18 protein-coding genes and 2 pseudogenes are annotated in these 21,592 nt (G+C 73.9%); 12 read left to right on the forward strand and 8 right to left on the reverse strand.

Annotated elements, in window-relative coordinates:
* Nucleotides 1-50 precede the first annotated feature (50 nt).
* The 4 genes from T328_RS31805 (at nucleotide 51) to T328_RS31820 (ending at nucleotide 2,547) form a co-directional block, all read left to right on the forward strand.
* The gene (locus tag T328_RS31805) at nucleotides 51-524 is read left to right on the forward strand and encodes a GNAT family N-acetyltransferase (protein ID WP_496499701.1); all 474 of its coding nucleotides are present in this window, start codon (nucleotides 51-53) and stop codon (nucleotides 522-524) included.
* 130 nt (nucleotides 525-654) lie between these two features.
* Nucleotides 655-1,842: a helix-turn-helix domain-containing protein gene (locus tag T328_RS31810; protein ID WP_496499702.1), complete on the forward strand. Its 1,188-nt coding sequence runs from the start codon at nucleotides 655-657 to the stop codon at nucleotides 1,840-1,842.
* Nucleotides 1,843-1,951: 109 nt separating this feature from the next.
* Complete coding sequence (locus T328_RS31815) at nucleotides 1,952-2,374, forward strand: recombinase family protein (protein ID WP_496499703.1); 423 nt, start codon at nucleotides 1,952-1,954, stop codon at nucleotides 2,372-2,374.
* The gene (locus tag T328_RS31820; RefSeq protein WP_496499704.1) at nucleotides 2,371-2,547 is read left to right on the forward strand and encodes a hypothetical protein; all 177 of its coding nucleotides are present in this window, start codon (nucleotides 2,371-2,373) and stop codon (nucleotides 2,545-2,547) included. The genes T328_RS31815 and T328_RS31820 overlap by 4 nt, the downstream gene beginning before the upstream one ends.
* A 128-nt stretch (nucleotides 2,548-2,675) precedes the next feature.
* On the opposite strand, the gene T328_RS31825 is transcribed toward T328_RS31820, so the two are convergent.
* Together T328_RS31825 and T328_RS31830 are read right to left on the reverse strand one after the other, a co-directional pair.
* Entirely contained in the window at nucleotides 2,676-2,897 is a 222-nt protein-coding gene (locus tag T328_RS31825) for a DUF2277 domain-containing protein (protein WP_496499705.1), read from the reverse strand.
* An 84-nt stretch (nucleotides 2,898-2,981) separates the two neighbouring features.
* The gene (locus T328_RS31830) at nucleotides 2,982-4,514 is read right to left on the reverse strand and encodes a hypothetical protein (protein ID WP_496499706.1); all 1,533 of its coding nucleotides are present in this window, start codon (nucleotides 4,512-4,514) and stop codon (nucleotides 2,982-2,984) included.
* A gap of 380 nt (nucleotides 4,515-4,894) precedes the next feature.
* Between T328_RS31830 and T328_RS31835 the strand changes: the two genes are divergently transcribed.
* Nucleotides 4,895-6,208 carry a molybdopterin-dependent oxidoreductase gene (locus T328_RS31835; RefSeq protein WP_496499707.1) on the forward strand — a complete coding sequence of 438 codons (1,314 nt, stop codon included), beginning with the start codon at nucleotides 4,895-4,897 and terminating at the stop codon, nucleotides 6,206-6,208.
* Between the two features lie 528 nt (nucleotides 6,209-6,736).
* Here T328_RS31835 and T328_RS31840 read toward each other — a convergent pair.
* The 3 genes and pseudogenes from T328_RS31840 to T328_RS31850 form a co-directional block, all read right to left on the reverse strand.
* Nucleotides 6,737-7,717, reverse strand: a complete 981-nt coding sequence (locus T328_RS31840) for a class I SAM-dependent methyltransferase (protein WP_496499708.1) — start codon at nucleotides 7,715-7,717, stop codon at nucleotides 6,737-6,739.
* A 179-nt stretch (nucleotides 7,718-7,896) separates the two neighbouring features.
* Nucleotides 7,897-8,589: pseudogene (locus T328_RS31845) on the reverse strand (TIGR04282 family arsenosugar biosynthesis glycosyltransferase); the annotation flags it as partial.
* 419 nt (nucleotides 8,590-9,008) lie between these two features.
* Nucleotides 9,009-9,695: pseudogene (locus T328_RS31850) on the reverse strand (glycosyltransferase family 2 protein); the annotation flags it as partial.
* A 124-nt stretch (nucleotides 9,696-9,819) separates the two neighbouring features.
* Here T328_RS31850 and T328_RS31855 point away from each other — a divergent pair.
* The gene (locus T328_RS31855; protein WP_496499709.1) at nucleotides 9,820-10,611 is read left to right on the forward strand and encodes a response regulator transcription factor; all 792 of its coding nucleotides are present in this window, start codon (nucleotides 9,820-9,822) and stop codon (nucleotides 10,609-10,611) included.
* The gene (locus tag T328_RS31860; RefSeq protein ID WP_496499710.1) at nucleotides 10,608-11,756 is read left to right on the forward strand and encodes a sensor histidine kinase; all 1,149 of its coding nucleotides are present in this window, start codon (nucleotides 10,608-10,610) and stop codon (nucleotides 11,754-11,756) included. Before T328_RS31855 ends, T328_RS31860 begins: the two co-directional genes overlap by 4 nt.
* A gap of 78 nt (nucleotides 11,757-11,834) precedes the next feature.
* Here T328_RS31860 and T328_RS31865 read toward each other — a convergent pair whose 3' ends face one another.
* The gene (locus T328_RS31865; RefSeq protein WP_496499711.1) at nucleotides 11,835-12,887 is read right to left on the reverse strand and encodes an NAD-dependent epimerase/dehydratase family protein; all 1,053 of its coding nucleotides are present in this window, start codon (nucleotides 12,885-12,887) and stop codon (nucleotides 11,835-11,837) included.
* 208 nt (nucleotides 12,888-13,095) lie between these two features.
* Here T328_RS31865 and T328_RS31870 point away from each other — a divergent pair, with 208 nt between their 5' ends.
* On the forward strand, nucleotides 13,096-14,505 hold the full coding sequence (locus T328_RS31870; protein ID WP_496499712.1) for a family 2B encapsulin nanocompartment shell protein: 1,410 nt from the start codon (nucleotides 13,096-13,098) through the stop codon (nucleotides 14,503-14,505).
* A 107-nt stretch (nucleotides 14,506-14,612) separates the two neighbouring features.
* Here T328_RS31870 and T328_RS31875 read toward each other — a convergent pair whose 3' ends face one another.
* Nucleotides 14,613-17,057 carry a phosphoketolase family protein gene (locus tag T328_RS31875; RefSeq protein WP_496499713.1) on the reverse strand — a complete coding sequence of 815 codons (2,445 nt, stop codon included), beginning with the start codon at nucleotides 17,055-17,057 and terminating at the stop codon, nucleotides 14,613-14,615.
* 163 nt (nucleotides 17,058-17,220) lie between these two features.
* Between T328_RS31875 and T328_RS31880 the strand changes: the two genes are divergently transcribed.
* Both T328_RS31880 and T328_RS31885 read left to right on the forward strand, forming a co-directional pair.
* On the forward strand, nucleotides 17,221-17,415 hold the full coding sequence (locus T328_RS31880) for a hypothetical protein (RefSeq protein ID WP_496499759.1): 195 nt from the start codon (nucleotides 17,221-17,223) through the stop codon (nucleotides 17,413-17,415).
* A gap of 186 nt (nucleotides 17,416-17,601) precedes the next feature.
* Complete coding sequence (locus tag T328_RS31885) at nucleotides 17,602-17,841, forward strand: DUF397 domain-containing protein (protein WP_496499714.1); 240 nt, start codon at nucleotides 17,602-17,604, stop codon at nucleotides 17,839-17,841.
* A gap of 426 nt (nucleotides 17,842-18,267) precedes the next feature.
* Here T328_RS31885 and T328_RS31890 read toward each other — a convergent pair whose 3' ends face one another.
* Nucleotides 18,268-18,762: an ATP-binding protein gene (locus T328_RS31890; RefSeq protein ID WP_496499715.1), complete on the reverse strand. Its 495-nt coding sequence runs from the start codon at nucleotides 18,760-18,762 to the stop codon at nucleotides 18,268-18,270.
* A gap of 283 nt (nucleotides 18,763-19,045) precedes the next feature.
* On the opposite strand from T328_RS31890, the gene T328_RS31895 reads away from it, so the two are divergent.
* Nucleotides 19,046-19,906: a Sco1979 family transcriptional regulator gene (locus T328_RS31895; protein WP_496499716.1), complete on the forward strand. Its 861-nt coding sequence runs from the start codon at nucleotides 19,046-19,048 to the stop codon at nucleotides 19,904-19,906.
* Between the two features lie 89 nt (nucleotides 19,907-19,995).
* Nucleotides 19,996-21,453: an aldehyde dehydrogenase family protein gene (locus T328_RS31900; protein WP_496499717.1), complete on the forward strand. Its 1,458-nt coding sequence runs from the start codon at nucleotides 19,996-19,998 to the stop codon at nucleotides 21,451-21,453.
* Nucleotides 21,454-21,592 lie beyond the last annotated feature (139 nt).

A 21,592-nucleotide genomic window follows, 5' to 3' on the forward strand; every position in this document is an offset into this window, starting at 1 on the left:
CAGCAAGTGTGGCGGGGGCGTTGTCAGTGGGGGGTGCCAGACTCGGGGGCATGACGGAGGAGCTGCGGCTGAGAGATGTGGCCGAGGAGGACCTGGAGGTCTTCCTCGCGCACGAGCACGACCCGGAGAACGTGCGGCGGTCGCACTTCCCGCCGCGCGAGCGGGAGCGTTTCCTGACGCACTGGCGGGAGCGGGTCATGGGGGACCCGACGGGCCTGGTGCAGACGGTGGAGGTCGACGGGCGCGTCGCGGGGAACGTGGTGGCCTGGTGGGACGGGGACCGGCGGTTCCTGGGCTATGTGTTCGGCCGGGAGTTCTGGGGCCGGGGGATAGGCACGCGGGCGGTGGGCCGGTTCCTGGAGCTGGAGCGGCACCGCCCGCTGCATGCGGATCCGTACGTGGGGAACGTGGGCTCGGTGCGGCTGCTGGAGCGGCTGGGCTTCCGGCGGACGGGCACGACGGAGTGGAACGGGGAGGACGAGCACGTGATGCTGGTCCTGGGAGAGGCGGACTCCGCGGCGTAACCGTCCGCGGGGTGGCCGCTCCTGGCGGAGCCGGGAAGGTGAACGGCCTCGGGTGATGGGGTCGTTCGCGTGGTACTCGCGGGGTGCCACGCGGGTACGGTTCTGGTGTCACCTCAGAACGGGAGTCAGTATGCCCGATCACCCCGAAGAGCACATCGGCGACCGGCTGCGATCGGTACGGAAGCGCCGCGGACTTACGCAGAGGGAACTTGCCAGCCTTGCTGACCTGTCCGTATCCCTTGTACGGAAACTGGAGCAAGGGGAGCGGTGCTCGGTACGTCTGGAGACAGCGCACCAGCTCGCCAAGGTGCTCGACGTACCGACCACGCGCCTGCTCACTGCAGAATCGACGCCGTGGGTACCGCCACTCAAGGACGAGACCTCACAGTCGGTCGTGGAAGCGCTGCACGCGTCGCTGCCCCAACTCCCCGAACCCCCGACTGAGTCTGGCATTCAGGGGGCACTCGCCGGGGGCCGAGCCCTGTTCGCCCGCGAGCTGTACATGGACCTCGGGCGGATGCTGCCCGCGCTCATCCGGGATGTGCAGGCTTTGGAGGACACCGCCTCGGGGCGTCGGCTGCGGTATCAGGTCATGCACCTGTGCAAGTCGTACCTGGGGCAGGTGCGGCAGCACGGCGCGGCGATCGATGCCGCGCAGCAGGCCCTCGACACGGCGGCCGACGAGTGGGAGGGCGGCGCGGCGGTGGTAGCGCAGTGTCAGCAGATGCTCCGTCGCGGCCGGCTGACGGAAGTAGCTGAGCTGGCGACGCGTTGGGCTGACGATGTCGAGCCGCGTATGTCTATTGCGACGACGGAGCAACTGGTGGTGTGGGGAGGGCTGCAGGAGCGTGCAGCGGCCGCGGCGGTGCGGGACAACCGCCCGACAGAGGCCGCGGATGCCTTGCGCCTGGCGCAGATTGCTGCGGTGAGGCTGGGCCGGGAGGTGGTCGGCGGCCCGGACCAGATGCGGCACTTCGGGCCGATCACGGTCACACAGCAGCGGGCCGAGCACGCAGCGATTCAGCGCCGCCCGGAGCGTGTGCTGCGGCTGCACGAGGCGGTGCGGACATGGCGGCCTGCTCCTGGAGGCGGGAAGTCCGGCCGCTGCAGGCACCTCCTCGATGTCGCTGACGCGCATCTGCGTCTGCATAACGAGGCGGCGTGCATGGACATCCTGTACCGGATTCACGACGAGGCGCCGCAGTGGATCACGGCGCAGAGGTACGCGCAGGACATCATGGGCCGCGTGATCGAAGGCCGACGGACGCTGACGCCGGAAATGCGCGAGCTGGCCGACGCGTTGGGAACCCCGATGTAGCGTTCCTTGGCACCCGCCGCAGGGGGGCGGGGCAGAGTGCCATGGTGACCATCCCTGCGGCTGCCTTACGGTCGGTGACGACCTGATCACCGACGACAGGTAGAGCATCATGGCAACCCCCTCCCCAGGCACACCCGCCCGGCCCGCGCTCGCGTTCCTCTACGACCGGCACGCCACGCTGGCGACCGCCGCTCTGGACGAGCGCATAACGCGATGCCGCCGGTACGCCGTCGAGCAGAACTGGGTGATCGCCGGGGAGTGGGTCGACCGGGGCGACCATGCGCTGACGAACTGGCCGCGACCGCAGTGGGACGCGATGGCGCACTCCATGCGGCAGGCCGCCGCGCGCGCCGTGTGCCTGGTCGACTCGTGGGACCGGATCAGCCGGGACCGGGAGGCCAGCGCCATCCTGCGGCTCGGGGTCCACCAGGCCGGTGGGTACTGCATGACCACCGGCGGTGAGAACGACCTCGAACTGGGCCACGGGCGGATCACCGTGACGGCGCCGCTGCCGCGAAGGGCGCGGCAGTGAGCACCGACCTGCACGACCCGCCCGACGGATGGCCGCTCGCGGAGCCGCCCCCGGTCGCCGGATGCGCGCGGTGTGCCGAGTTGGCCGAAGGGCGGACCGCGGCGCGTGCGGTGGGGGATCTGTCCGCCGTCAGCGACGCCAACGTCCTCATCCGCAGACACCCCGGTCACTGAACTCCCGCCCCCTGGCCCTCGGGTACTCCTGCCAGGGGGCGCGGGTCACGCGCACGCCGCCATGGATCCCTCACTCGCCCTCGGGACGCCGCCGAAGGCCGGCGCCGGGGCCGCCGGAAACCGTCGCGCTACGCCGCGCCCTTGCCGCCCCGGACGACCAGCGAGTCCAGCAGCTCATGCGTCACCTCGGCGATCTCCTCCACCGCCTTGTCGAACGCCTCGGCGTTGTGCGGCGCGGGGTGGCGGAAACCGGAGATCTTCCGTACGTACTGCAGAGCCGCCGCGCGCATGTCGTCGTCGGTGACGGTGTCGGCGTACGGGGGGCGCAGGGTCTTGATGCTTCGGCACATACGTACGACGGTACGCCGTGCCGGTGACATCCGGCCGGGGCCGGGTGAGGCCCCTGGGAGCAGGGCCGGGACGGGCGCCCCCCGCTACCAGCTCGTGATCAGCAGGTGGTTCACGGCCAGCGCCACCGCCGCCTGCGCCGCCAGCCACGCGCGGTGGTCGCGCGCCGGGAGCAGGGCGGCGGCCGGGAGCAGCCAGAGGGTGAAGGGGAGCCAGATGCGCTCCGTCTCGGCCTTGCTGAGCCCGGAGAGGTCGGCCGCCACGATGCACGCGAGCCCGGCGACGGCCATGACCGCCAGGGCGTACGCGGGGGTGAGTCGGCGTCGGGTGCCCGGCGGGGCCGCCGGGAGGGTGTCGTCGGCGGGGCGGGAGCGGGCGGGCCCGGTGGCACCGGCGGTGGTCTGGGCCCGGCGGCGAGCGGGCCAGGCGGTGCGTAGCGCGCGGCGGGTGCCCGCCACCGCCGCCGGGCCCGCGCTGAGCGCCGCGACCGCGAGGTTCGCCCACACCCAGTAGCTGTACGGTCGCTCTCCGCCGAAGCCCTGGTAGTAGCGCTCGTGCAGCAGCGTGTACCCCTCCCACCACCAGAAGCCCGCCGCCGTGAAGGCCACCGCGACCGGCAGCGCACCCAGCACCACCCACGGCATCGTCCGCAGTACCGCGCCCCCGCGCCCGCCGCGGGCCGCGCACCACAGCACCGCCGCCATCGGCAGCACCAGCAGCGTCAGCCCGTACGAGAGGTACACCGCCCACCCCAGCAGCAGCCCCGCGCCCGCCGCCGCCACCGCCGGGCGCCGGGCCGTGCGCGTCGCCGCCAGCGCCAGCAGCGCCAGGCCCCATGCGGCCACCGCCGCGAAGTACCCGTCCGCCGACACCCCGGCCCAGATCGCCCACGGCCCCAGGACCAGGAACGGCGCCGCCCGCCGCGCGCGCTCCTCGCCGCCCAGCGCCCGCAGCGCCACGAGCACCGCGACCGCCGCCGACCCGCCCACCGTGAGGCAGAAGACCGCGGCCCACGCCCCGCCGTCCAGCCCCACCCGGTCGAGGCCGACGAAGGTGAGGATCGCGCCGGGCGGGTGCCCGGCGATGTGCGCGGGCCAGTTGTCCGGGGCTTCCTTGAGGATGTGGTCGGTGAAGGTGCGTACGGCGTGCCCCAGGTCGGCGAAACGGGCGATGGTCTCCGGCTTGGCGTACTCGTTCGTCTGCGTCAGCTGCTCCGCGACCCCGTCCCGCCAGCCGTCGACCAGCGCCAGGGACCAGATCCACGCCATGGCCGCCGCCCACGTGGCGAGGAGCAGCCGCCGCCACGACAGCCGGTCGGCGAGCGCGGGCCCGTACGCGACGACGGCGGCGGCGACGGCGAGGGCCGCGGGGGTGCCGGGCCCGTAGTGCGGCATCCAGCCGGCGGACAGCGGCGGCCAGTTCACGTGCAGGACGTCGTCGTCGTTGACGGCCCGGCCGACGACGACGGCCGCCACGACCAGCACGGCGGCGAGGCCGGCGGCCAGGAGGTCCCAGCGGCGGCCGGGGGCGGCCGGGGCGGCGAGGGTGGCCGGGGCGCCGGTCCCGGTCGCGGACTCGGTCTCGCCACCGGACGCGGTCGCGGTCCCGGTCTCGGTCACGGACTGGTCTCCGCGCCCGCCGCCGGTCGCGGTCCCGGGCCTGGACTCGGACTGGTCTCCGCTCCCGCCGCCGGACGCGGTCCCGGTCCCGGACTCGGACCCGTCTCCGCTCCCGGCCCCGGCCTCGGTGGCAGCCCTGGTCGAGGACCCGGCTCCGGCGCTGGTCGCGGCTCCGCGCGTGGGTCCGGTCCCGGTCCCGTTTCCTGTCGCGGTTCCGGTTTCTGTCTCCGTACCGGCGCCGGAGGGCCGGGTGGGTGAAGCGGTCACGACGCCACGCTAGGCAGCGGCGGCACGGTCGCGGGGGGAGCGCGCGGTGACGTCACGCTTTCGTCAGGAGTCAGTGCGGCGGTATGGGCGGATTCGCGGCATACGGTCGAACCATGTCCGCCGCACGCCCTCAGGATCCCCGTCCGGATCCCCGCCCGGACCCCCGTCCGGAACCCCGCACCCGCCCCGCCACCGGCCCGGGGGGCGCCCTCCCCCCGCCCGGCCCGTTCCGCCCCGCCTTCTGGCGCAGCCCGCTGCGCGGCCCGTGGTTCACCGCCCTCCTCGGCACCGTCCTCCTCGTCGGCCTCCCCCTGCTGCTGCTGACCGGCCTGCTGTCCTACGCCGCCTACAACCCCGACCTCCCCGGCAACGACCGCACCGCGACCAAAGGTCTCCTCGGGTTCTACCTCTTCTCCTGGCCCACCGACCCCCACTGGCTCTACCGCCTCAACCAGGGTGTCCACGTCACCCTCGGCGTCGCCCTCGTCCCCGTCCTGCTGGCCAAGCTCTGGTCCGTCGTCCCCCGCCTCTTCGCCTGGCCGCCGCTGCCCTCCGCCCGGCACGCGCTGGAGCGCGGCTCGACCCTGCTCCTCGTCGGCAGCGGCCTCTTCGAGTTCGCGACCGGCATCCTCAACATGCAACTCTTCTACGTCTACCCCGGCTCCTTCTACACCCTCCACTTCTACGGCGCCTGGGTGTTCCTCGCCGCCCTCCCCGTCCACCTCGCCACCCGCGTCGGCAAGCTGCGCCGCGGGCTGCGCGACCGGGGCATGGACGACCTGCGCGCCCCCGACCCCGCGCCGCCGACGATCTCCCGGCGCGGTGCCGCCGCGCTGGTCGGCGCCGGTTCGCTGGGGCTGGTCGCGGTCACCGCCGGGCAGAGCATCGGCGGCCCGCTGCGCCGCACCGCGCTCCTCGCCCCGCACGGCGGCGGCGACCCGGGCGACGGCCCGAACGGCTTCCAGGTCAACAAGACGGCCGCGGGCCTCGGCATCGACCCGGCCGACATCGGCGAGCGCTGGCGGCTGGTCGTACGCGCCGGGAACGGCCGCCGCGCGGTGTTCACCCGGGCGGAGCTGCTGGCGCTGCCGCAGCACACGGCCGCGTTGCCGATCGCGTGTGTCGAGGGGTGGTCGACGGATGACCAGCTGTGGCGCGGGGTGCGGCTCGCGGACCTGGCCGCGCTGGTGGCGGCGGGGGAGGGGGACGGGGTGTTCGCGGAGTCGGCGCAGCCGAAGGGGGCGTTCCGGGCGGCGTCGCTGCGCGCCAACCAGGTACGGGATCCGCGGTCGTTGCTGGCGCTGCAGGTCAACGGCGCGGCGCTGTCGCGCGATCACGGGTTTCCGGCGCGGGTCATCGTCCCGGCCAACCCGGGGGTGCACAACACGAAGTGGGTCACGAGGCTGACGTTCGGGGAACTGCCGTGAGCGGGGGCCGACCGCCGGGCGGGGCGAGGGGAAAGGGCGGGTCGAGCGGAACAGGCGGATCGGGCGGAACGGGCGGAACGCGCGGACCGGGCGGATCGCATACGGAACGGGCCCCCGGGTCCGTACGCCGCCGCGCCCGCGCGCTCGGCCGCCGCACGCCCACGCGCGCGACCGTACGACGCCTGTTCGCGCCCGGTCCGCTGCCCACCCTCGTCCTCCTCCTCGCCTCCTTCGCGCTCACCGGCTACGCCGGCGTCCGCCTCTTCGACAAGGACCCCCTCGGCGTCGCGCTGTGGCTGGCCGGTGCGGCGGTGCTGCACGACCTGGCGCTGGTGCCCGCGTACTCGCTCGCCGACCGCGGCGCACAGCGTGTACTCGGACCGCGGCTGATCAATTACGTCCGCTTCCCCGCCGTCGTCTCCGGGCTGCTGTTGCTCGTCTACTTCCCGCTCATCACCCGCCAGGTCGGACGCTACGAGCGCAGCACCGCGCTGCCACCCGACGCCTACCTCCACCGCTGGCTGCTGCTCACCGCCGCGCTGTTCGCGGCGTCTGCGCTGGTGCTTGCAGCACGGCGAACCGTCGCTCGCCCGCGGTCCAGCGGTCCTCCTCCCGCCAGCGGCCGGCCGCCGCGTACCGCAGCAGGGCGGGCAGCCCGACCCGGGCCCAGGGGAAGGGCGCGCCGTGCCGGGCGACGTCCGGGCGGCGGGTCCCGTGGAGGCCGCGCGCCTCGTCCGTGACGTGCACCTGCACGCGCTCGTCCACGTCGTCGTCCGCGGCGACCTCCACCACGAGCCGGCCCTGGGGGCGCAGGAGCGCGGCGGCGCGGTCGAGGAGGGCGGCGGGGTCGCCGCCGATGCCGACGTTGCCGTCGACGAGGAGCGCGGTGCCCCAGCGGCCCTCGCCGGGCAGTGGCTCGAACACCGATCGGCGCAGCGCGGCGGCGCCGCGCGACCGGGCGTGCGCGACGGCCTCGGAGCTGACGTCGACACCGAGCGCGGGGCGGCCCAGGGCGGCGAGCGCGGCGACGAGCCGGCCGGGGCCGCAGCCGATGTCGAGCACGGGCCCGGTGCAGCGGCGCAACACGGTCACGTCGGCCCCGTCCGGCACCCCGCACCACCGCTCCACTTCGAGCGGCAGCAGCCACCCGTCGTGGCGCCGGAGGAAGAGCGGGCCGCCGCCGGCGCGCAGGGCATGCGCGTAGGGGTCGGCGCCGTCCCAGGCGGCGGAGTCGTCTGCCGACGGGGGGCGGCGGAGGTACGGCTCGGGCGCAGCGGCGTGGGGCACGGGCTGCGGGCGCCCGAGGTCGGCGTCCGGCCGGGGCGCCGCGGGACGCGGAATGGCTTGCGCGACGCCGGGCGGGGTGCGGTGCGGAGCCGGGGAGAGGCCGGCGCCGACAGGATCGACAGGGTCAGCCGGATCGACCAGGTTGCCGGTGGCGGCGTCAAGCGCGCCGGACGTGGCGCCGGACGTGGCGGGGCCGGACGGGCGGCGGGCGGGCGGCGTCATCCGGCGGCTCGATCGAGGGCTGCGCCGTCGTGGTCCGCGCCGGTCTGACCCGCGAGGGCAGCCGTCGTGCCGGCCGGTGCCGCGTGGTCGCGTGCGGCTTGGTGGGCGGCTCGGTCATGGTCCGCGCCGTCGTGGTCCGCGCCGTCCTGGCCCGCGAAGGCGGCTGTCGTGCCGGCCGGTGCCGCGTGGTCGAGGGCGGCTCGGTCGAGGGCGGCTCGGTCGTGAGCGGCTCGGTCGTGGGCGGCGAGGCGGTGGGCCGTGGCGGCGAAGCGGCTTCGGGGAGCGGCCTCGGCGACCAGCGGGACGTCCGCCGGGGTGTCCACGTCGCGTAGCGGCGGCAACTCCCGTACACGCAGGCCCGCGTCGAGCAGCCGGCGGTGCTGCGCGGCGCCGGTGTGCGGCGTCGACATCGGTACGCCGCGCAGCAGTTCGGGGTCCGGCCGCGACAGCCCCAGCGCCCAGAAGCCGCCGTCGAGCGCCGGGCCGAGGTAGGCGTCGCAGGCCGACCAGGCGTCGTCGGCCAGCGCGGGCGCCAGCAGCCCGGCGGTGAGTTGCGGGGTGTCCATGCCGACGAGCAGCGCCGGCCCCGTACAGCCGCCGAACGCGGCGGCCAGCCGCTCGTCGAGCCCGCCGGCGGCCTGCGGTATGACGTCGAAGCCGGACGGCAGCCAGTCACCCGGCTCGCCGTCCAGGACGAGCACGCGTCGCCGGGCGGGCAGGTCGCGTACGACGGCGAGCGTGTCCGCGAGCGCGGCCTCGGCGAGCTGTGCGGCCTCGCCGGGGGCGTACGCGGGGGTGAGCCGGGTCTTGACGCGGCCGGGGCGGGGCTCCTTGGCGATGACGAGTAGGGTGACGCCTCCGCCGCCGTTCACCGGCCGACCCCCGCGCCGGAACCCCCGGTGGAACCGTCCGCGGCCCCGCCCGCCCGAGAGCCGCCACCGCCACCCCGGCCCCCGAGCGCGCTGCCCGCAGCCACCCCCGCACCACGCGCCCCCGAGCCCGCACTGGCACCCGAGCCCGTCGCCAGGCCCGTACCCGCACGCGCCCCCGAGCCCGCACTGGCACCTGAGCCCGTCGCCGGGCCTGTACCCGCACGTGCTCCCGAGCCGGAATCCGCACGTGCCTCCGAGCCCGCACCTACCTCCGAGCCCGTACCTGGTCCTGGCCCTGGCCTTGGCTCTGGCCCTGACCCTGGCCCCGAACTCGTACCCGCAACCGCCCCCGCACCCGCACTCCCCCCGGCTCCCGCACCCGCCCCCACTCCTCCGCTCCCCCCGCGTCCACCGGCGCCCCCCGCGCCCTCCCCCGGTGCCGTCCCCACGACATCCGGCGCCGTCCGCAGGACACCCCGCATGTCGTGGACCGCCTGCCACGTCCCCCGCCACGTCCCCGTCACCTTCGACTTCCCCGTCCGCGGCGCGTACGGCACCGGCAACTCCACGATCCGCCACCCCGCGTCCGCGGCCCGTACCACCGTCTCCAGCGGATACCCGCTCCGCCGGTCCGCCACCTCCAGCCCCACCAGCGCCGCCCGCCGCCCGGCCCGCATCGGGCCCAGGTCGTGCAGCCGCACCCCCGTGCGGCGGTACAGCATGCGGGCCAGCGCCACGTTGCCCGCCCGTGCGTGCAGGGGCCACGCCCCGCGCGTCGTCGGGCGGCGGCGGCCGAGGACGAGGTCCGCGGTGCCCGCGGTGACCTGGTCGGTGAGCTGGGGCAGCAAGGCGGGGTCCAGGGAGCCGTCGCAGTCGCAGAAGCAGACGAGTTCGGCCGTGGCCGCCCGCAACCCCGCCGCGCAGGCGGCGCCGAAGCCGCGCTGCGCCTCGGTTACGACGGTGGCGCCGAGTTCGCGGGCGAGATCTCCGGAGCCGTCCGTGGAGCCGTTGTCGACCACGATGGCGCGCCAGCCGGCGGGGATACGGGACAGCACCCAGGGCAGTGCGGCGGCCTCGTTCAGACAGGGGAGTACGACGTCGGTCATGGCCACCACCCTACGAGCGCAAAAGCTGCATACCGGGCACAAGGTCTTACGAATCACGGACGTCGCTTGTCCGCCCTCCGTCACGCCGGCGCCCGCCGCGCCCAACCCGTGGGACGCTGGCGCCATGGACCCCGCCCCGCCCGGCCCGTCCCGGCCGCCCAGCCAACCGGCCCGCGTGCTCGTCGTCGACGACGACCCCACCGTCGCCGAGGTCGTCGCCGGCTACCTCGACCGCGCCGGCTACGCCGTCGACCGCGCCGCCGACGGCCCGCAGGCGCTGGCCGCCGCCACCGCCGGCCGGCCGGACCTCGTCGTGCTCGACCTCATGCTGCCCGGCATGGACGGTCTTGAGGTCTGCGCGCAACTGCGCGCCACGGGCCCCATACCGGTGATCATGCTCACCGCCCGCGGCGACGAGGACGACCGCATCCTCGGCCTCGAAGTGGGCGCCGACGACTACGTCACCAAGCCCTTCAGCCCGCGCGAGCTGGTGCTGCGCGTGGAGTCGGTGCTGCGCCGGAGCCGCGCCACGGCGCCCCGCGACGGCGCGGACGAGCTGCGCGGCGCCGGGCTCACCCTGGACCCGGCGGCGCGCCGGGCCGCCAAGCACGGGGCGGAACTGGCGCTGACCCTGCGGGAGTTCGACCTGCTCGCGCACTTCCTGCGGCACCCGGGGCGGGTGTTCGGGCGGGAGGAGCTGATGCGGGAGGTGTGGGGCTGGGAGTTCGGCGACCTGTCGACGGTGACCGTGCACGTACGGCGGCTGCGCGGCAAGGTCGAGGACGACCCGGCCCGGCCGCGCCTGATCACCACGGTCTGGGGCGTCGGCTACCGCTTCGACCCGCCCCCCGCCCCGGGCGGCGACGACGAGGCCGCCACCACCCACCACGACACTCCCCGAGGCGACGCCCCGTGAACGACATCCTCCTCATGGCCGCCTTCGCCTTCCTCGGCGCCGCCGTCGCCGGCGTCCTCGGCGCCATCGCCCTGCGCCTGCTGCGCAACCGCTCCCTCGTCGTCTCCGTCTCCGTCGTCGTCGCGACCGCCGTCACCGCGATGCTCCTCGGCACCCTGGCGGTGGCCAACGAGATGTTCCTGTCGGGACACGACCTCAAAGTCGTCAGCATCGTCATCCTCATGGCCGCGGTCGTCGCCCTCGCCACCGCCGTGCTCCTCGGCCGCTGGGTCGTCGCCCGCAGCAACGCGCTCGCCGCGGCCACCCGCTCGTTCGGCCACGCCTTCGCCGACGGCGGCTCCTTCGCGCCCCCCGCGGGCGGCGCGACCGCCGAGCTGGCGGCGCTGAGCCGGGAGCTGGCGTCGACCGCCGATCGGCTGGCGGAGTCGCGGCAGCGGGAGCGGGCGCTGGACGCCTCCCGGCGCGAGCTGGTCGCCTGGATCTCGCACGACCTGCGTACGCCGCTCGCCGGGCTGCGCGCCATGGCTGAGGCGCTGGAGGACGGCATGGCCGCCGACCCGGGCCGCTACCACCGGCAGATCCGGGCCGAGACCGAGCGCCTGGACGCCATGGTCGGCGACCTCTTCGAGCTCTCCCGCATCCACGCGGGCGCGTTGGCGCTCGCGCCCACGCGGATGTCGGTCCACGAACTTGTCGGCGACGCGCTCGCGGGCGTCGATCCGCTGGCGCGCGAGCACGGGGTACGGCTCGTCGGCGAGCCGCCGGAGCCGGAGCCGGCCGCGGCGGTGCCGGTGGAGGTGGACGGCAAGGAGATGACCCGGGTGCTGGGCAACCTCCTGGTCAACGCCATCCGCCGCACCCCCGCCGACGGCACGGTCGCGGTTACCGTCCGGGAACGGGACGGCGCGGCGGTGGTCGTCTCGGTCACCGACCAGTGCGGCGGCATCCCGGAGGAGGACCTGGCGCGGGTCTTCGACACGGGCTGGCGCGGCAACCACGCCCGTACGCCCGTGCCGCCCGCGGGGGCGGGGCTGGGGCTGGCGATCGTCCGGGGGATAGTCGAGGCGCACCGCGGCCGGGCGGAGGTACGGAACGTGCCGGGCGGCTGCCGCTTCGAGGTCACCCTCCCCACGGCCACGGGCTGACCATCAGGGGCCAGCCACCCCACCCACGGCCACGAGCCGACCGTCAGGGAGCCACCCCCCACGGCCATGGGCTGACCGTCAGGGAGCCACCCCCAGCGGCGACTTCGCGAACTCCGTGACGCCCGCCTCGAACCCCACCGCCGGCCGCCAGCCCAGCTCCGCCCGCAGCCGCGCGGAGTCCGCCGTGATGTGCCGTACGTCCCCGAGCCGGTACTCGCCGGTGACCAGCGGCGCCGGCCCGCCGTACGCCGCCGCCAGCGCCGTCGCCAGCTCCCCGACGGTGTGGACGTCCCCGCTGCCCGCGTTGTACGCGGTGAGCAGCCCCTCTCCGCCCCGGACCCCGTCCCCGCACACCGCCTCCAGCGCACGGACGTTGGCCTCCGCGACGTCCCGTACGTGGACGAAGTCCCGTCGCTGCGCCCCGTCCTCGTACACCCGCGGCGCCTCCCCCCGCTCCAGCGCCGAGCGGAAGAAGGAGGCGACTCCGGCGTACGGGGTGTCCCGGGGCATCCGGGGGCCGTAGACGTTGTGGTAACGCAGCGACACCGCTCGCGCGCCGGTGACGCGCGCCCACACGCCGGCCAGGTGCTCCTGCGCCAGCTTCGTCGCCGCGTACACGCTCCGCGGGTCCGAAGGCGCGTCCTCCGCCACCAGCCCGGGCCGCAACTCCGCACCGCAGCGCGGGCACCGCGGCTCGAAGCGCCCGTCCGCGAGGTCCGTCTCCGCCCGCGGCCGGGGCCGTACGGTGCCGTGCGCGGGGCAGTCGTAGCGCCCCTCCCCGTACACGACCATCGACCCCGCCAGCACCAGCCGCCGCACTCCCGCGTCCGTCATGGCGGCGAGGAGCCGGGCGGTGCCGAGGTCGTTCACGCCGACGTACGCGGGCGCGTCCGCGAAGTCCTCGGTGAGGCCGACCATCGCGGCCTGGTGGCAGACGGCGTCGACCCCGGCGAGCGCCGCCGCGACGGCCTCGCGGTCCCGTACGTCGCCGCGCACGTACGTGTCGTACGCATCGCTCGGCGGCCCTCCGTCCCGTACGTCCAGCACCACCGCCTCGTGCCCCCGCTCCGCGAGGGCGGAGACCACGTGCGATCCGATGAACCCGGCGCCGCCGGTGACGAGTACGCGCATGCCGGCGAGCCTAGGGCCGCGGGCCCCGGCCGGCGGGTGCGGCCATGCACGCCGTCACACTCAGGTAAGACACTCGGGCAGGACGCCAGGGCAGGAGACTCGGGTAGGACACTCCGGTAAGCGGCAGCCCTATCCAGCAATCAAGGAAGATATTCCTACTCTTTCGAGCGATTGCTGCTGCTTTGCGCCGAAGCCTAGCTTCGGTGCCATGACGACCACGCCAGAAGAGACGTCCGCGTCCGTCGACCTCCCCGCCCGCCTCAGCCTCGACACCGCCGCCGCGCGGAACCTCACGACGACCACCAAGACGCCCCCGCAGATGCAGGGGATCTCCTCCCGCTGGCTGCTCAAGGTGCTGCCGTGGACGGAGGTCAAGGGCGGTGCGTACCGGGTGAACCGGCGCCTCACCCACACGCTCGGCGACGGGCAGGTCGAGTTCACCTCCGTGGGCGACCAGGTGCGCGTCATCCCGCAGGAGCTGCGCGAGCTGCCGCCGCTGCGGGAGTTCGAGGACGAGGAGGTGCTGACCGCGCTGGCCGGCCGGTTCGAGCAGCGGGAGGTCGCGCCCGGGGACGCGGTCGTGTCCGCGGGCGCGGCGGCGGACCAGGTGGTGCTGGTCGCGCACGGGCGGCTGGAGCGGGTCGGCGCCGGCAAGTACGGGGACGAGACCGTCCTCGGCGTCGTCGCCGACGGCGACTACGTCGGCGGGGACGTGCTGCTCACCGCCGACGACACGTGGGCGTTCACGCTGCGGGCCCACACCCGCGGCACGGTGCTGGTGCTCCCGCGCGCCGCGCTCGACGAGCTGCTGGAGCAGTCGGCGGCGCTGCGCGAGCACCTGGAGGCGTTCCTCGCCATCCCACGGCAGCGGCAGAACAGCAAGGGCGAGGCCGAGATCGAGCTGGCCTCCGGCCACCGCGGCGAGCAGGACCTCCCGGGCACGTTCGTGGACTACGAGCTGACGCCCCGGGAGTACGAGCTTGAGGTCGCCCAGACCGTGCTGCGCGTGCACAGCCGCGTCGCCGACCTCTACAACGAGCCGATGAACCAGGTCGAGCAGCAGCTGCGGCTGACCGTCGAGGCCCTGCGCGAGCGCCAGGAGCACGAGCTGGTCAACAACCGCTCGTTCGGCCTGCTGCACAACGCCGACCTCAAGCAGCGCATCCACACCCGCTCGGGCCCGCCGACGCCCGACGACCTGGACGAGCTGATCTCCCGCCGCCGGCAGACGCACGTGCTGCTGGCGCACCCGCGCGGGATCGCGGCGATCGGCCGGGAGTGGAACAAGCGCGGCATCTACCCGCCGCGTACGGAGTATCTGGGCAGCGAGGTCAACAACTGGCGCGGCATCCCGCTGCTCCCCTGCAACAAGATCCCGGTCACCGCCGAGGGGACCAGCTCGGTTATCGCGATGCGGCTCGGCGAGGCGGACCAGGGCGTGGTCGGGCTGCACCAGACGGGGCTGCCGGACGAGATCCGCCCGGGGATGAACGTCCGGTTCATGGGAATCAGCGACAAGGCGATCATCTCGTACCTGGTGAGCACCTACTTCTCCGCGGCGGTGCTCGTCCCCGACGCGCTCGGCATCCTGGAGGACGTGCAGATCGGCGCCAACTGACGGGCGCGGGTGCGGTCCCGTGGGCGGAGACGGAGACCAGGACCGAGAACGGAGACGCCGGCCGGGGGCCACCCCGGCCGGCGGTCACACCCCACGTCAGCCCGGTCTCAGCCCGGCCACCTCCAGTCCGCCACCTCCGGCAGGTCGGTCCCGTGCTCGCGGATCCAGGCGTGGTGCCTGCCCCGTACGTCCGCCATCCGCTGCCGCACCGCCGCCGCCCGCACGGCCAGTCCGGGGACGCGGTCGATGACGTCCATCACCAGCCGGTAGCGGTCGAGGTCGTTGCGTACGACCATGTCGAACGGCGTGGTCGTGGTGCCCATCTCCTTGTAGCCGCGCACGTGCAGCTGGTCGTGGCCGGCGTGCCGGTAGGCGAGCCGGTGGATCAGCCACGGATAGCCGTGGTAGGCGAAGACGACCGGTGTCTCGCGGGTGAAGACGGAGTCGAACTGCCGCGCCGTCATGCCGTGTGGGTGGTCCTCGTGCGGCATCAGCCGGGCGATGTCGACGACGTTGACGACCCGTACCGCCAGCTCCGGCAGGTGCTCGCGCAGCAGCGCCGCCGCGGCCAGCACCTCCTGCGTCGGCACGTCCCCGGCGCAGGCCAGCACCGCGTCCGGCGCCTCGCCCGGGCGCTCGGTGCCCGCCCACTCCCAGATGCCGACGCCGCGCAGGCAGTGCGCGCGGGCCTGCTCCAGCGTGAGCCAGTCGAACGACGGCTGCTTGCCCGCGACGACGACGTTCACGACGTTGCGGGTACGCAGCGCGTGGTCGGCCACGCACAGCAGGGTGTTGGCGTCCGGCGGCAGGTAGACCCGTACGGCGTCGGGGCTCTTGTTGAGGATGTGGTCGACGAAGCCCGGATCCTGGTGGCTGAAGCCGTTGTGGTCCTGCCGCCAGACGTGCGAGGTCAGCAGGTAGTTGAGCCCGGCGACCGGCGCCCGCCAGGGCTCCTCGCGCGCGGTCTGGATCCACTTGATGTGCTGCGCGGCCATGCTCGCGACGATGTGCGCGAACGCCTCGTACGACGAGAACAGCCCGTGCCGGCCGGTGAGCACGTACCCCTCCAGCCAGCCCTGGCACAGGTGCTCGGAGAGCACCTCCATGACCCGGCCGTGCGGCCCGTGGTGCTCGTCGGTCTTCTCCGTCCCTGCCTGCCAGGCCCGGTCCGTGACCTCGAACAGCTCCTGCAGCCGGTTGGACGCGGTCTCGTCCGGGCCGAAGACGCGGAAGTCGCGGCGGTCCGCGGTGTCCGCCATCACCTGCCGCAGCATGGCGCCGAGCACCCGGGTCGGCTCGTGGAGCCGGGTGCCCGGCCGGTCGACGGTGACGGCGTACGTCTCGGGCCCCGGCAGCGGCAGCGCGCGCAGCAGCCGGCCGCCGTTGGCGTGCGGGTTGGCGCCGAGGCGGCGGTCGCCGTGCGGTACGCAGGCGAGGACCCGCCCGCTCGGCCGGCCGTCGGCGCCGAAGAGCTTCTGCGGCTCGTACGAGCGCAGCCATCGCTCCAGCTCCGCCAGGTGCTCGGGGTTCTCGCGCACCTCGGGCAGCGGCACCTGGTGGGAGCGCCACGTGCCCTCGACCGGCGTGCCGTCGACCGCCGCGGGCCCGGTCCAGCCCTTGGGGGTACGCAGCACGATCACCGGCCAGCGGGGACGGCGGGACCGGCTCCGCCCGCCGGCGCGCGCGGCCTGCTGGAACTCGGCGATCCGGTCGAGCGCGGTGTCCATGGCCGCCGCCATGTCCCGGTGTACGCGAGCGGTGTCCTGGGGAGCGTGGCCGCCCCCGCTGACGTGCAGCGGCTCGTGCCCGTAGCCGCGCAGCAGCTCGTCCAGCTCGCTCCGCGGGATGCGGGAGAGCACGGCGGGACCGGCGATCTTGTAGCCGTTGAGGTGCAGGATGGGCAGCACGGCGCCGTCGTGCACGGGGTCGAGGAACTTGTTCGCGTGCCACGACCCGGCCAGCGGCCCGGTCTCCGCCTCGCCGTCGCCGATGACGCAGACCGCGACGAGCCCGGGGTTGTCGAAGGCGGCGCCGTAGGCGTGCGCCAGCGAGTAGCCCAGCTCGCCGCCCTCGTGGAACGACCCGGGCACCACCGGCGCGACGTGGCTCGGCGTCCCGCCCGGGAAGGAGAACTGCCGGAACAGGCGCGCCATGCCGGCGGCGTCGCGCGAGACGTCGGGGTGCACCTCCCCGTACGAGCCGTCGAGCCACGCGCCGGCGTAGACGGCGGGACCGCCGTGGCCGGGGCCCCAGACGCAGACGGCGTCGAGGTCGCGGGCGCCGATGACGCGGTTGAGGTGGGTGTAGACGAGGTTGAGGCCGGGGCAGGTGCCCCAGTGGCCGAGCAGCCGCGGCTTGATGTCGTCGGGCGTCAGGGGCTCGGTGAGCAGCGGGTTGCGGGTGAGATAGATCTGGCCCGCGGCGAGGTAGTTGAGGGCGCGCCAGTGGGCGTCGAGGTCGGCCAGCTCCTGCTTCTTCATCGTCGTCCCATCGACGAAGGGGGCGGTACGGCAGTACGGCCCAGTCTTACGGCGCGGGGGTGCGCCCACCACCGGACGACGCGCGGCGCACCCCCGTCGGCCCCGGACGCACCCCGGACGGCCCTCGGACGGCCGTCTACCACCCGAATGGCGGGCACGGCTCGCGCGGGACGGGGGGTACGAGTGGGACAGACTGCCTCGTATGTGGACGGCGAACCCGGGGACCGGTGATCAGATGGCCGTGTCGGTGTCGGTCGTGCTGCTGCTCCTCGTGCTGGCGGTGGTGTTCCTGCGCAGCGGCTCGCTGAAGACCTCGCACGCGGTGGTCTGCGTGCTCCTCGGCTTCTACCTGTCCGGCACCACCGTGGCCCCGACGATCCAGTCCGGTCTGGAGGCCACGGCGAACATGGTGAGCAGCATCCGGCCGTAAATATGCCCGCGCCGGGAACTCGCGGGTACCACCTCGTTCGTTGATTCCCCGGGGGATGACCTTGGTGGACGCCTGATCGGAATCAAGCGCGCACGCTGTGTGCACGTGCATTTGCGCGTGCACCTAGCCGCCAACACAGCTATGATCCCCGACAGTTGACATTGGCAACCACCTTGGAGAAGCGCTGTGGCCCACGCATACAACGGCATTGCGGCCAGAAATCTTCACGGCGCCGCCTGGCAGAAGAGCCGGCACAGCAACTCGCAGGGTTCCTGCGTCGAGTTCGCCAAACTCCCCGGCGGCGAGATAGCCGTTCGCAATTCCCGATTTCCCGAAGGACCCGCGCTCGTCTACACCCGCGCCGAGGTGGAGGCGATGCTGCTGGGCATCAAGGACGGAGAGTTCGACCACCTCGTAGCTGACTGACCACCCCCCAATTCCCGGCTGCCCCGCGCGCTTCTGCCGCCCCTTCGGGCCCCACGGCAACCGGCCGCCATACGGATCCCAGGCTGAGATATCGCCGTTGTCGGCGCTGCTCGCGGTACGCCCCCGATCCGTACGGAATGCGATCGCTCCCTTTCCGTCCGCGAACGGTTCCGGAGCGTGAATCAACCCGTATCCGGGGCGCAGCTATGCGTCATCGTCGCTGCGCAGCGGTTTCCTCTCCGGCGATTCGTCCCGGCGCCGCAGGCGGCGGGCGGCGCTCGCGGGACGTACGGAGGCAGGCGGAAGGGCAGGCACGGGGACGCACAGGCACGGGGAAGGACAGGCAGGAGGAAGGACAGGCAGCGGGGGGCAGGGGGACGGCGCGGCGCGGTCAGGCGGCCACCGGACGGCCGGCCCCGCGGTTCGTCAGTCGGTCTCCGCCGCCGGCGACGGCACGTGGAACACCGCCCACACCACCTTGCCGCGCAGCGTGCCGTCCAGCGGGTGCCAGCCCCAGCTGTCGCTGAAGGAGTCGACCAGATAGAGGCCGCGCCCCGACTCGGCGCCCACGTCGGCCACCCCGGCCACCGGGCTCGCGGTACTCGGGTCGCGTACGGCGCACACCAGCCGCGACGCCCAGCGCATCAGGTGCAGCCGCACCGCCGGGTCCCGGCCTTCGCGTCCGGCCAGCGCGTGCCGTAGCGCATTGGTGACCAGCTCGGAGACGACCAGCGCGACGTCGTCGCTCAGGTCGGTAAGCTCCCAGTGCCGGAGCGTGGTGTGCGTGAAGGCGCGCGCGCCGCTTACGGACTCGTGACTGCCGGATATCGCACAGGACGCGGCACTGTCGACGGCGCCGGAGTCCAGTGGGGGCAGCCCTCGCCATAAGGGCGCGAGCACGGCTGCTGCTTCGGTCCCCATGCGCGGCACTCCCCAGTCGCGTGCGTGTCTGTCGTCACCGTGCGGATGCCCATCGTTCCGAATGCTTATGGCAGATGCAAGGGCAGATGCACGTGCACGAGCGAGAAATATGTAGCAACTTCCTGGTTCATGTGCATTGCCGAGCAAGATTTTCTCGATTGCGTAACCGTTCGGGCACGCAAGGGTACGGAGTGATGGCAGTATGGGCCGGTGGCGCCGGGGGCGCGCTGGTAGTGCCAAGTCCTTGTAAGTGCCATGTCGCCGAAGTGGGTGGAGGGCTCCGATGGCCGTGGACGGATCAAGCGGATCGGTCGTGCGCCGTATCCTGCTGGGCTCCCAGCTCAGACGGCTGCGGGAGGAACAGGGGATCTCGCGCGACGCCGCCGGATACGCGATCAGGGCCTCGGAATCCAAGATCAGCCGGATGGAGCTGGGCCGGGTGAGTTTCAAGAGCCGAGACGTCGAAGATCTGCTCACGCTGTACGGCGTGACCGATCAGACCGAGCGCGATGCCCTCGTCGGCCTCGTCAGCGAGGCCAACACCGCCGGGTGGTGGCACAGCTACAGCGACGTGCTGCCGGGCTGGTTCCCCACCTATGTGGGGCTGGAGTCCGCCGCCTCCGGGATCGACGTGTACGAGGTGCAGTTCGTGCACGGCCTGCTGCAGACCGAGGAGTACGCGCACGCCGTCGTCACCGCGGGCCTGCCCACCTCCCCCGCCGAGGCGGAGAAGCGCGTCGGCGCCCGGCTGGAGCGGCAGAAGCGGCTGTACGCCGAGCATCCCGCCCAGCTCAAGGCGGTGCTCGACGAGGCCGCGATCAGCCGCCCGTACGGTGGCCGGCAGGTGATGCGCAAGCAGCTGCAGCACCTGCTCGACGCCTCCGAGATGCCGAACGTGTCGCTGCGGATCATCCCGCTGGCGCAGCACGGCCACACCCCCGACTCCGGCGCCTTCACCATCCTGCGCTTCCCGGAGGAGGACCTCTCCGACGTCGTCTACGTGGAACATCTGACGAGCGCGCTCTACCTGGACAAGCCGGAGGACGTCGCGACGTACGAGAAGGCCATGGACCTGCTCCGCGTCGCCGCCCAAGACGAGGCGGAATCACGGGAGTTGCTGCACAGGATCATCCGGGAGGTGTAGGCGGGGCGCACTCGCGCACCAGTACGATGGCGGGTCAGCGGTCACAGCCGTGCCCGCCGTCCGCCGTGCGCAGGGGTGCAGCTTCGCTCGTGTCTCTCTTCTCCGACCTGGCCCTGCAGTACATCGACGGCAAGTGGTGCCCCGGCGCCGGCTCGTGGGACCTCATCGACCTCGACCCGTACACCGGCGAGCAGCTCGCGGCCGTCACCGTCGCGACCGCCGCCGAGGTGGACACCGCGTACCGCGCGGCGGAGCGCGCGCAGCGGCTCTGGGCGGAGCGCTCGCCGTACGACCGGCGGCTGGTCTTCGAACGCGCCCTGCGGCTCGTCGAGGAGCGCGAGGAGGAGATCACCCGCGCGATCGTGGCGGAGCTGGGCGGCACGCGGCTGAAGGCTGCGTTCGAGATCGCGCTCACCAAGGAGGTGCTGCGCGAGTCCGTGTCGTACGCGCTGCGCGCCGAGGGCCGGGTGCTGCCGTCCCCGACGCCCGGCAAGGAGAACCGCGTCTACCGGCTCCCCGCGGGCGTCGTCGGCGTCATCAGCTCGTACAACTTCCCGCTCTTCCTGGCGGCGAAGTCCGTCGCGCCCGCGCTCGCGCTCGGCAACGGCGTGGTGCTCAAGCCGCACCGGTACGCGCCCGTCGTCGGCGGCACGCTGCTGGCGTGGCTGCTCGCGGACGCCGGGCTGCCGGCCGGGCTGCTCAACGTCGTCGTCACCGACACCGCCGAGATCGGCGACGCCTTCATCGAGCACCCCGTGCCGCGCGTGCTGTCCTTCACCGGCTCCACCGAGGCCGGCCGGCACGTCGCGGGCGTCGCCGCCCGGCACTTCAAGCGGACCGTGCTGGAGCTGAGCGGCAACTCCGCGATCGTCGTGCTCCCGGACGCCGACGTCGACTACGCCGTGGACGCCGCCGTCTTCAGCCGCTTCGCGCACCAGGGGCAGGTCTGCATGGCCGCCAACCGGCTGCTGGTGGACCGGGCGGTGCTGGCGGAGTTCGCGGAGAAGTTCGTCGCCAAGGCCGCCGCGCTCACCGTCGGCGACCCCGCCGACCCCGCCACCCACCTCGGCCCGCTCATCGGCGCCCGCGAGGCCGCCGACCTCGCCGCCCAGGTCGACGCCGCGCTCGCCGCCGGCGCCACCGCGCTGCTGCGCGGGCGCACGGACGGCACGCTGGTGGAGCCGACGGTGCTGACCGGGCTGCCGGCCGACAGCGAGCTGCTGCGGCGGGAGTTCTACGGGCCGGTGGCGTTCCTGCTGCCGTTCACGGGGGAGGACGAGGCCGTACGGCTCGTCAACGACACCCCGTTCGGGCTGAGCGGCGCCGTGCACACCGGGGACCTGGAGCGGGGCGTACGGCTGGCGCGGCGGATCGACTCCGGGATGGTGCACGTCAACGACGGCACGATCCACGACGAGCCGCTGGTGCCGTTCGGCGGCGAGAAGTGCTCGGGGGTCGGGCGGCTGAACGGGGAGGCGACGATCGACGCCTTCACCACGCTGAAGTGGATCTCCGTCCAGCACGGGCGTACGCAGTTCCCCTTCTGAGCAGCGGTACAGCGTTCCCCTTCTGAGCAGCGGTACGGCCTCGTTCCCGGCCGTTCACCCGTTTGGCGGCGCGTGTGTCGCCCGCCCGGCCGGGCACCCGGAGCATGGCGGTGACGGACCCCCGTACCCCTTCCGTATC

This window comes from Streptomyces sp. CNX435 (genome assembly GCF_059570575.1).

Bases quoted from the DNA above. Each gene is read 5' to 3' on its own strand.
- T328_RS31865 (WP_496499711.1), bottom strand. From the start codon at position 12,887: ATGCGCGTACTCGTCACCGGCGGCGCCGGGTTCATCGGATCGCACGTG.
- T328_RS31825 (WP_496499705.1), bottom strand. From the start codon at position 2,897: ATGTGCCGAAGCATCAAGACCCTGCGCCCCCCGTACGCCGACACCGTC.
- T328_RS31810 (WP_496499702.1), top strand. From the start codon at position 655: ATGCCCGATCACCCCGAAGAGCACATCGGCGACCGGCTGCGATCGGTA.
- T328_RS31890 (WP_496499715.1), bottom strand. From the start codon at position 18,762: ATGGGGACCGAAGCAGCAGCCGTGCTCGCGCCCTTATGGCGAGGGCTG.
- T328_RS31895 (WP_496499716.1), top strand. From the start codon at position 19,046: ATGGCCGTGGACGGATCAAGCGGATCGGTCGTGCGCCGTATCCTGCTG.
- T328_RS31805 (WP_496499701.1), top strand. From the start codon at position 51: ATGACGGAGGAGCTGCGGCTGAGAGATGTGGCCGAGGAGGACCTGGAG.
- T328_RS31855 (WP_496499709.1), top strand. From the start codon at position 9,820: ATGGACCCCGCCCCGCCCGGCCCGTCCCGGCCGCCCAGCCAACCGGCC.
- T328_RS31870 (WP_496499712.1), top strand. From the start codon at position 13,096: ATGACGACCACGCCAGAAGAGACGTCCGCGTCCGTCGACCTCCCCGCC.
- T328_RS31880 (WP_496499759.1), top strand. From the start codon at position 17,221: ATGGCCGTGTCGGTGTCGGTCGTGCTGCTGCTCCTCGTGCTGGCGGTG.
- T328_RS31815 (WP_496499703.1), top strand. From the start codon at position 1,952: ATGGCAACCCCCTCCCCAGGCACACCCGCCCGGCCCGCGCTCGCGTTC.
- T328_RS31835 (WP_496499707.1), top strand. From the start codon at position 4,895: ATGTCCGCCGCACGCCCTCAGGATCCCCGTCCGGATCCCCGCCCGGAC.
- T328_RS31840 (WP_496499708.1), bottom strand. From the start codon at position 7,717: ATGACGCCGCCCGCCCGCCGCCCGTCCGGCCCCGCCACGTCCGGCGCC.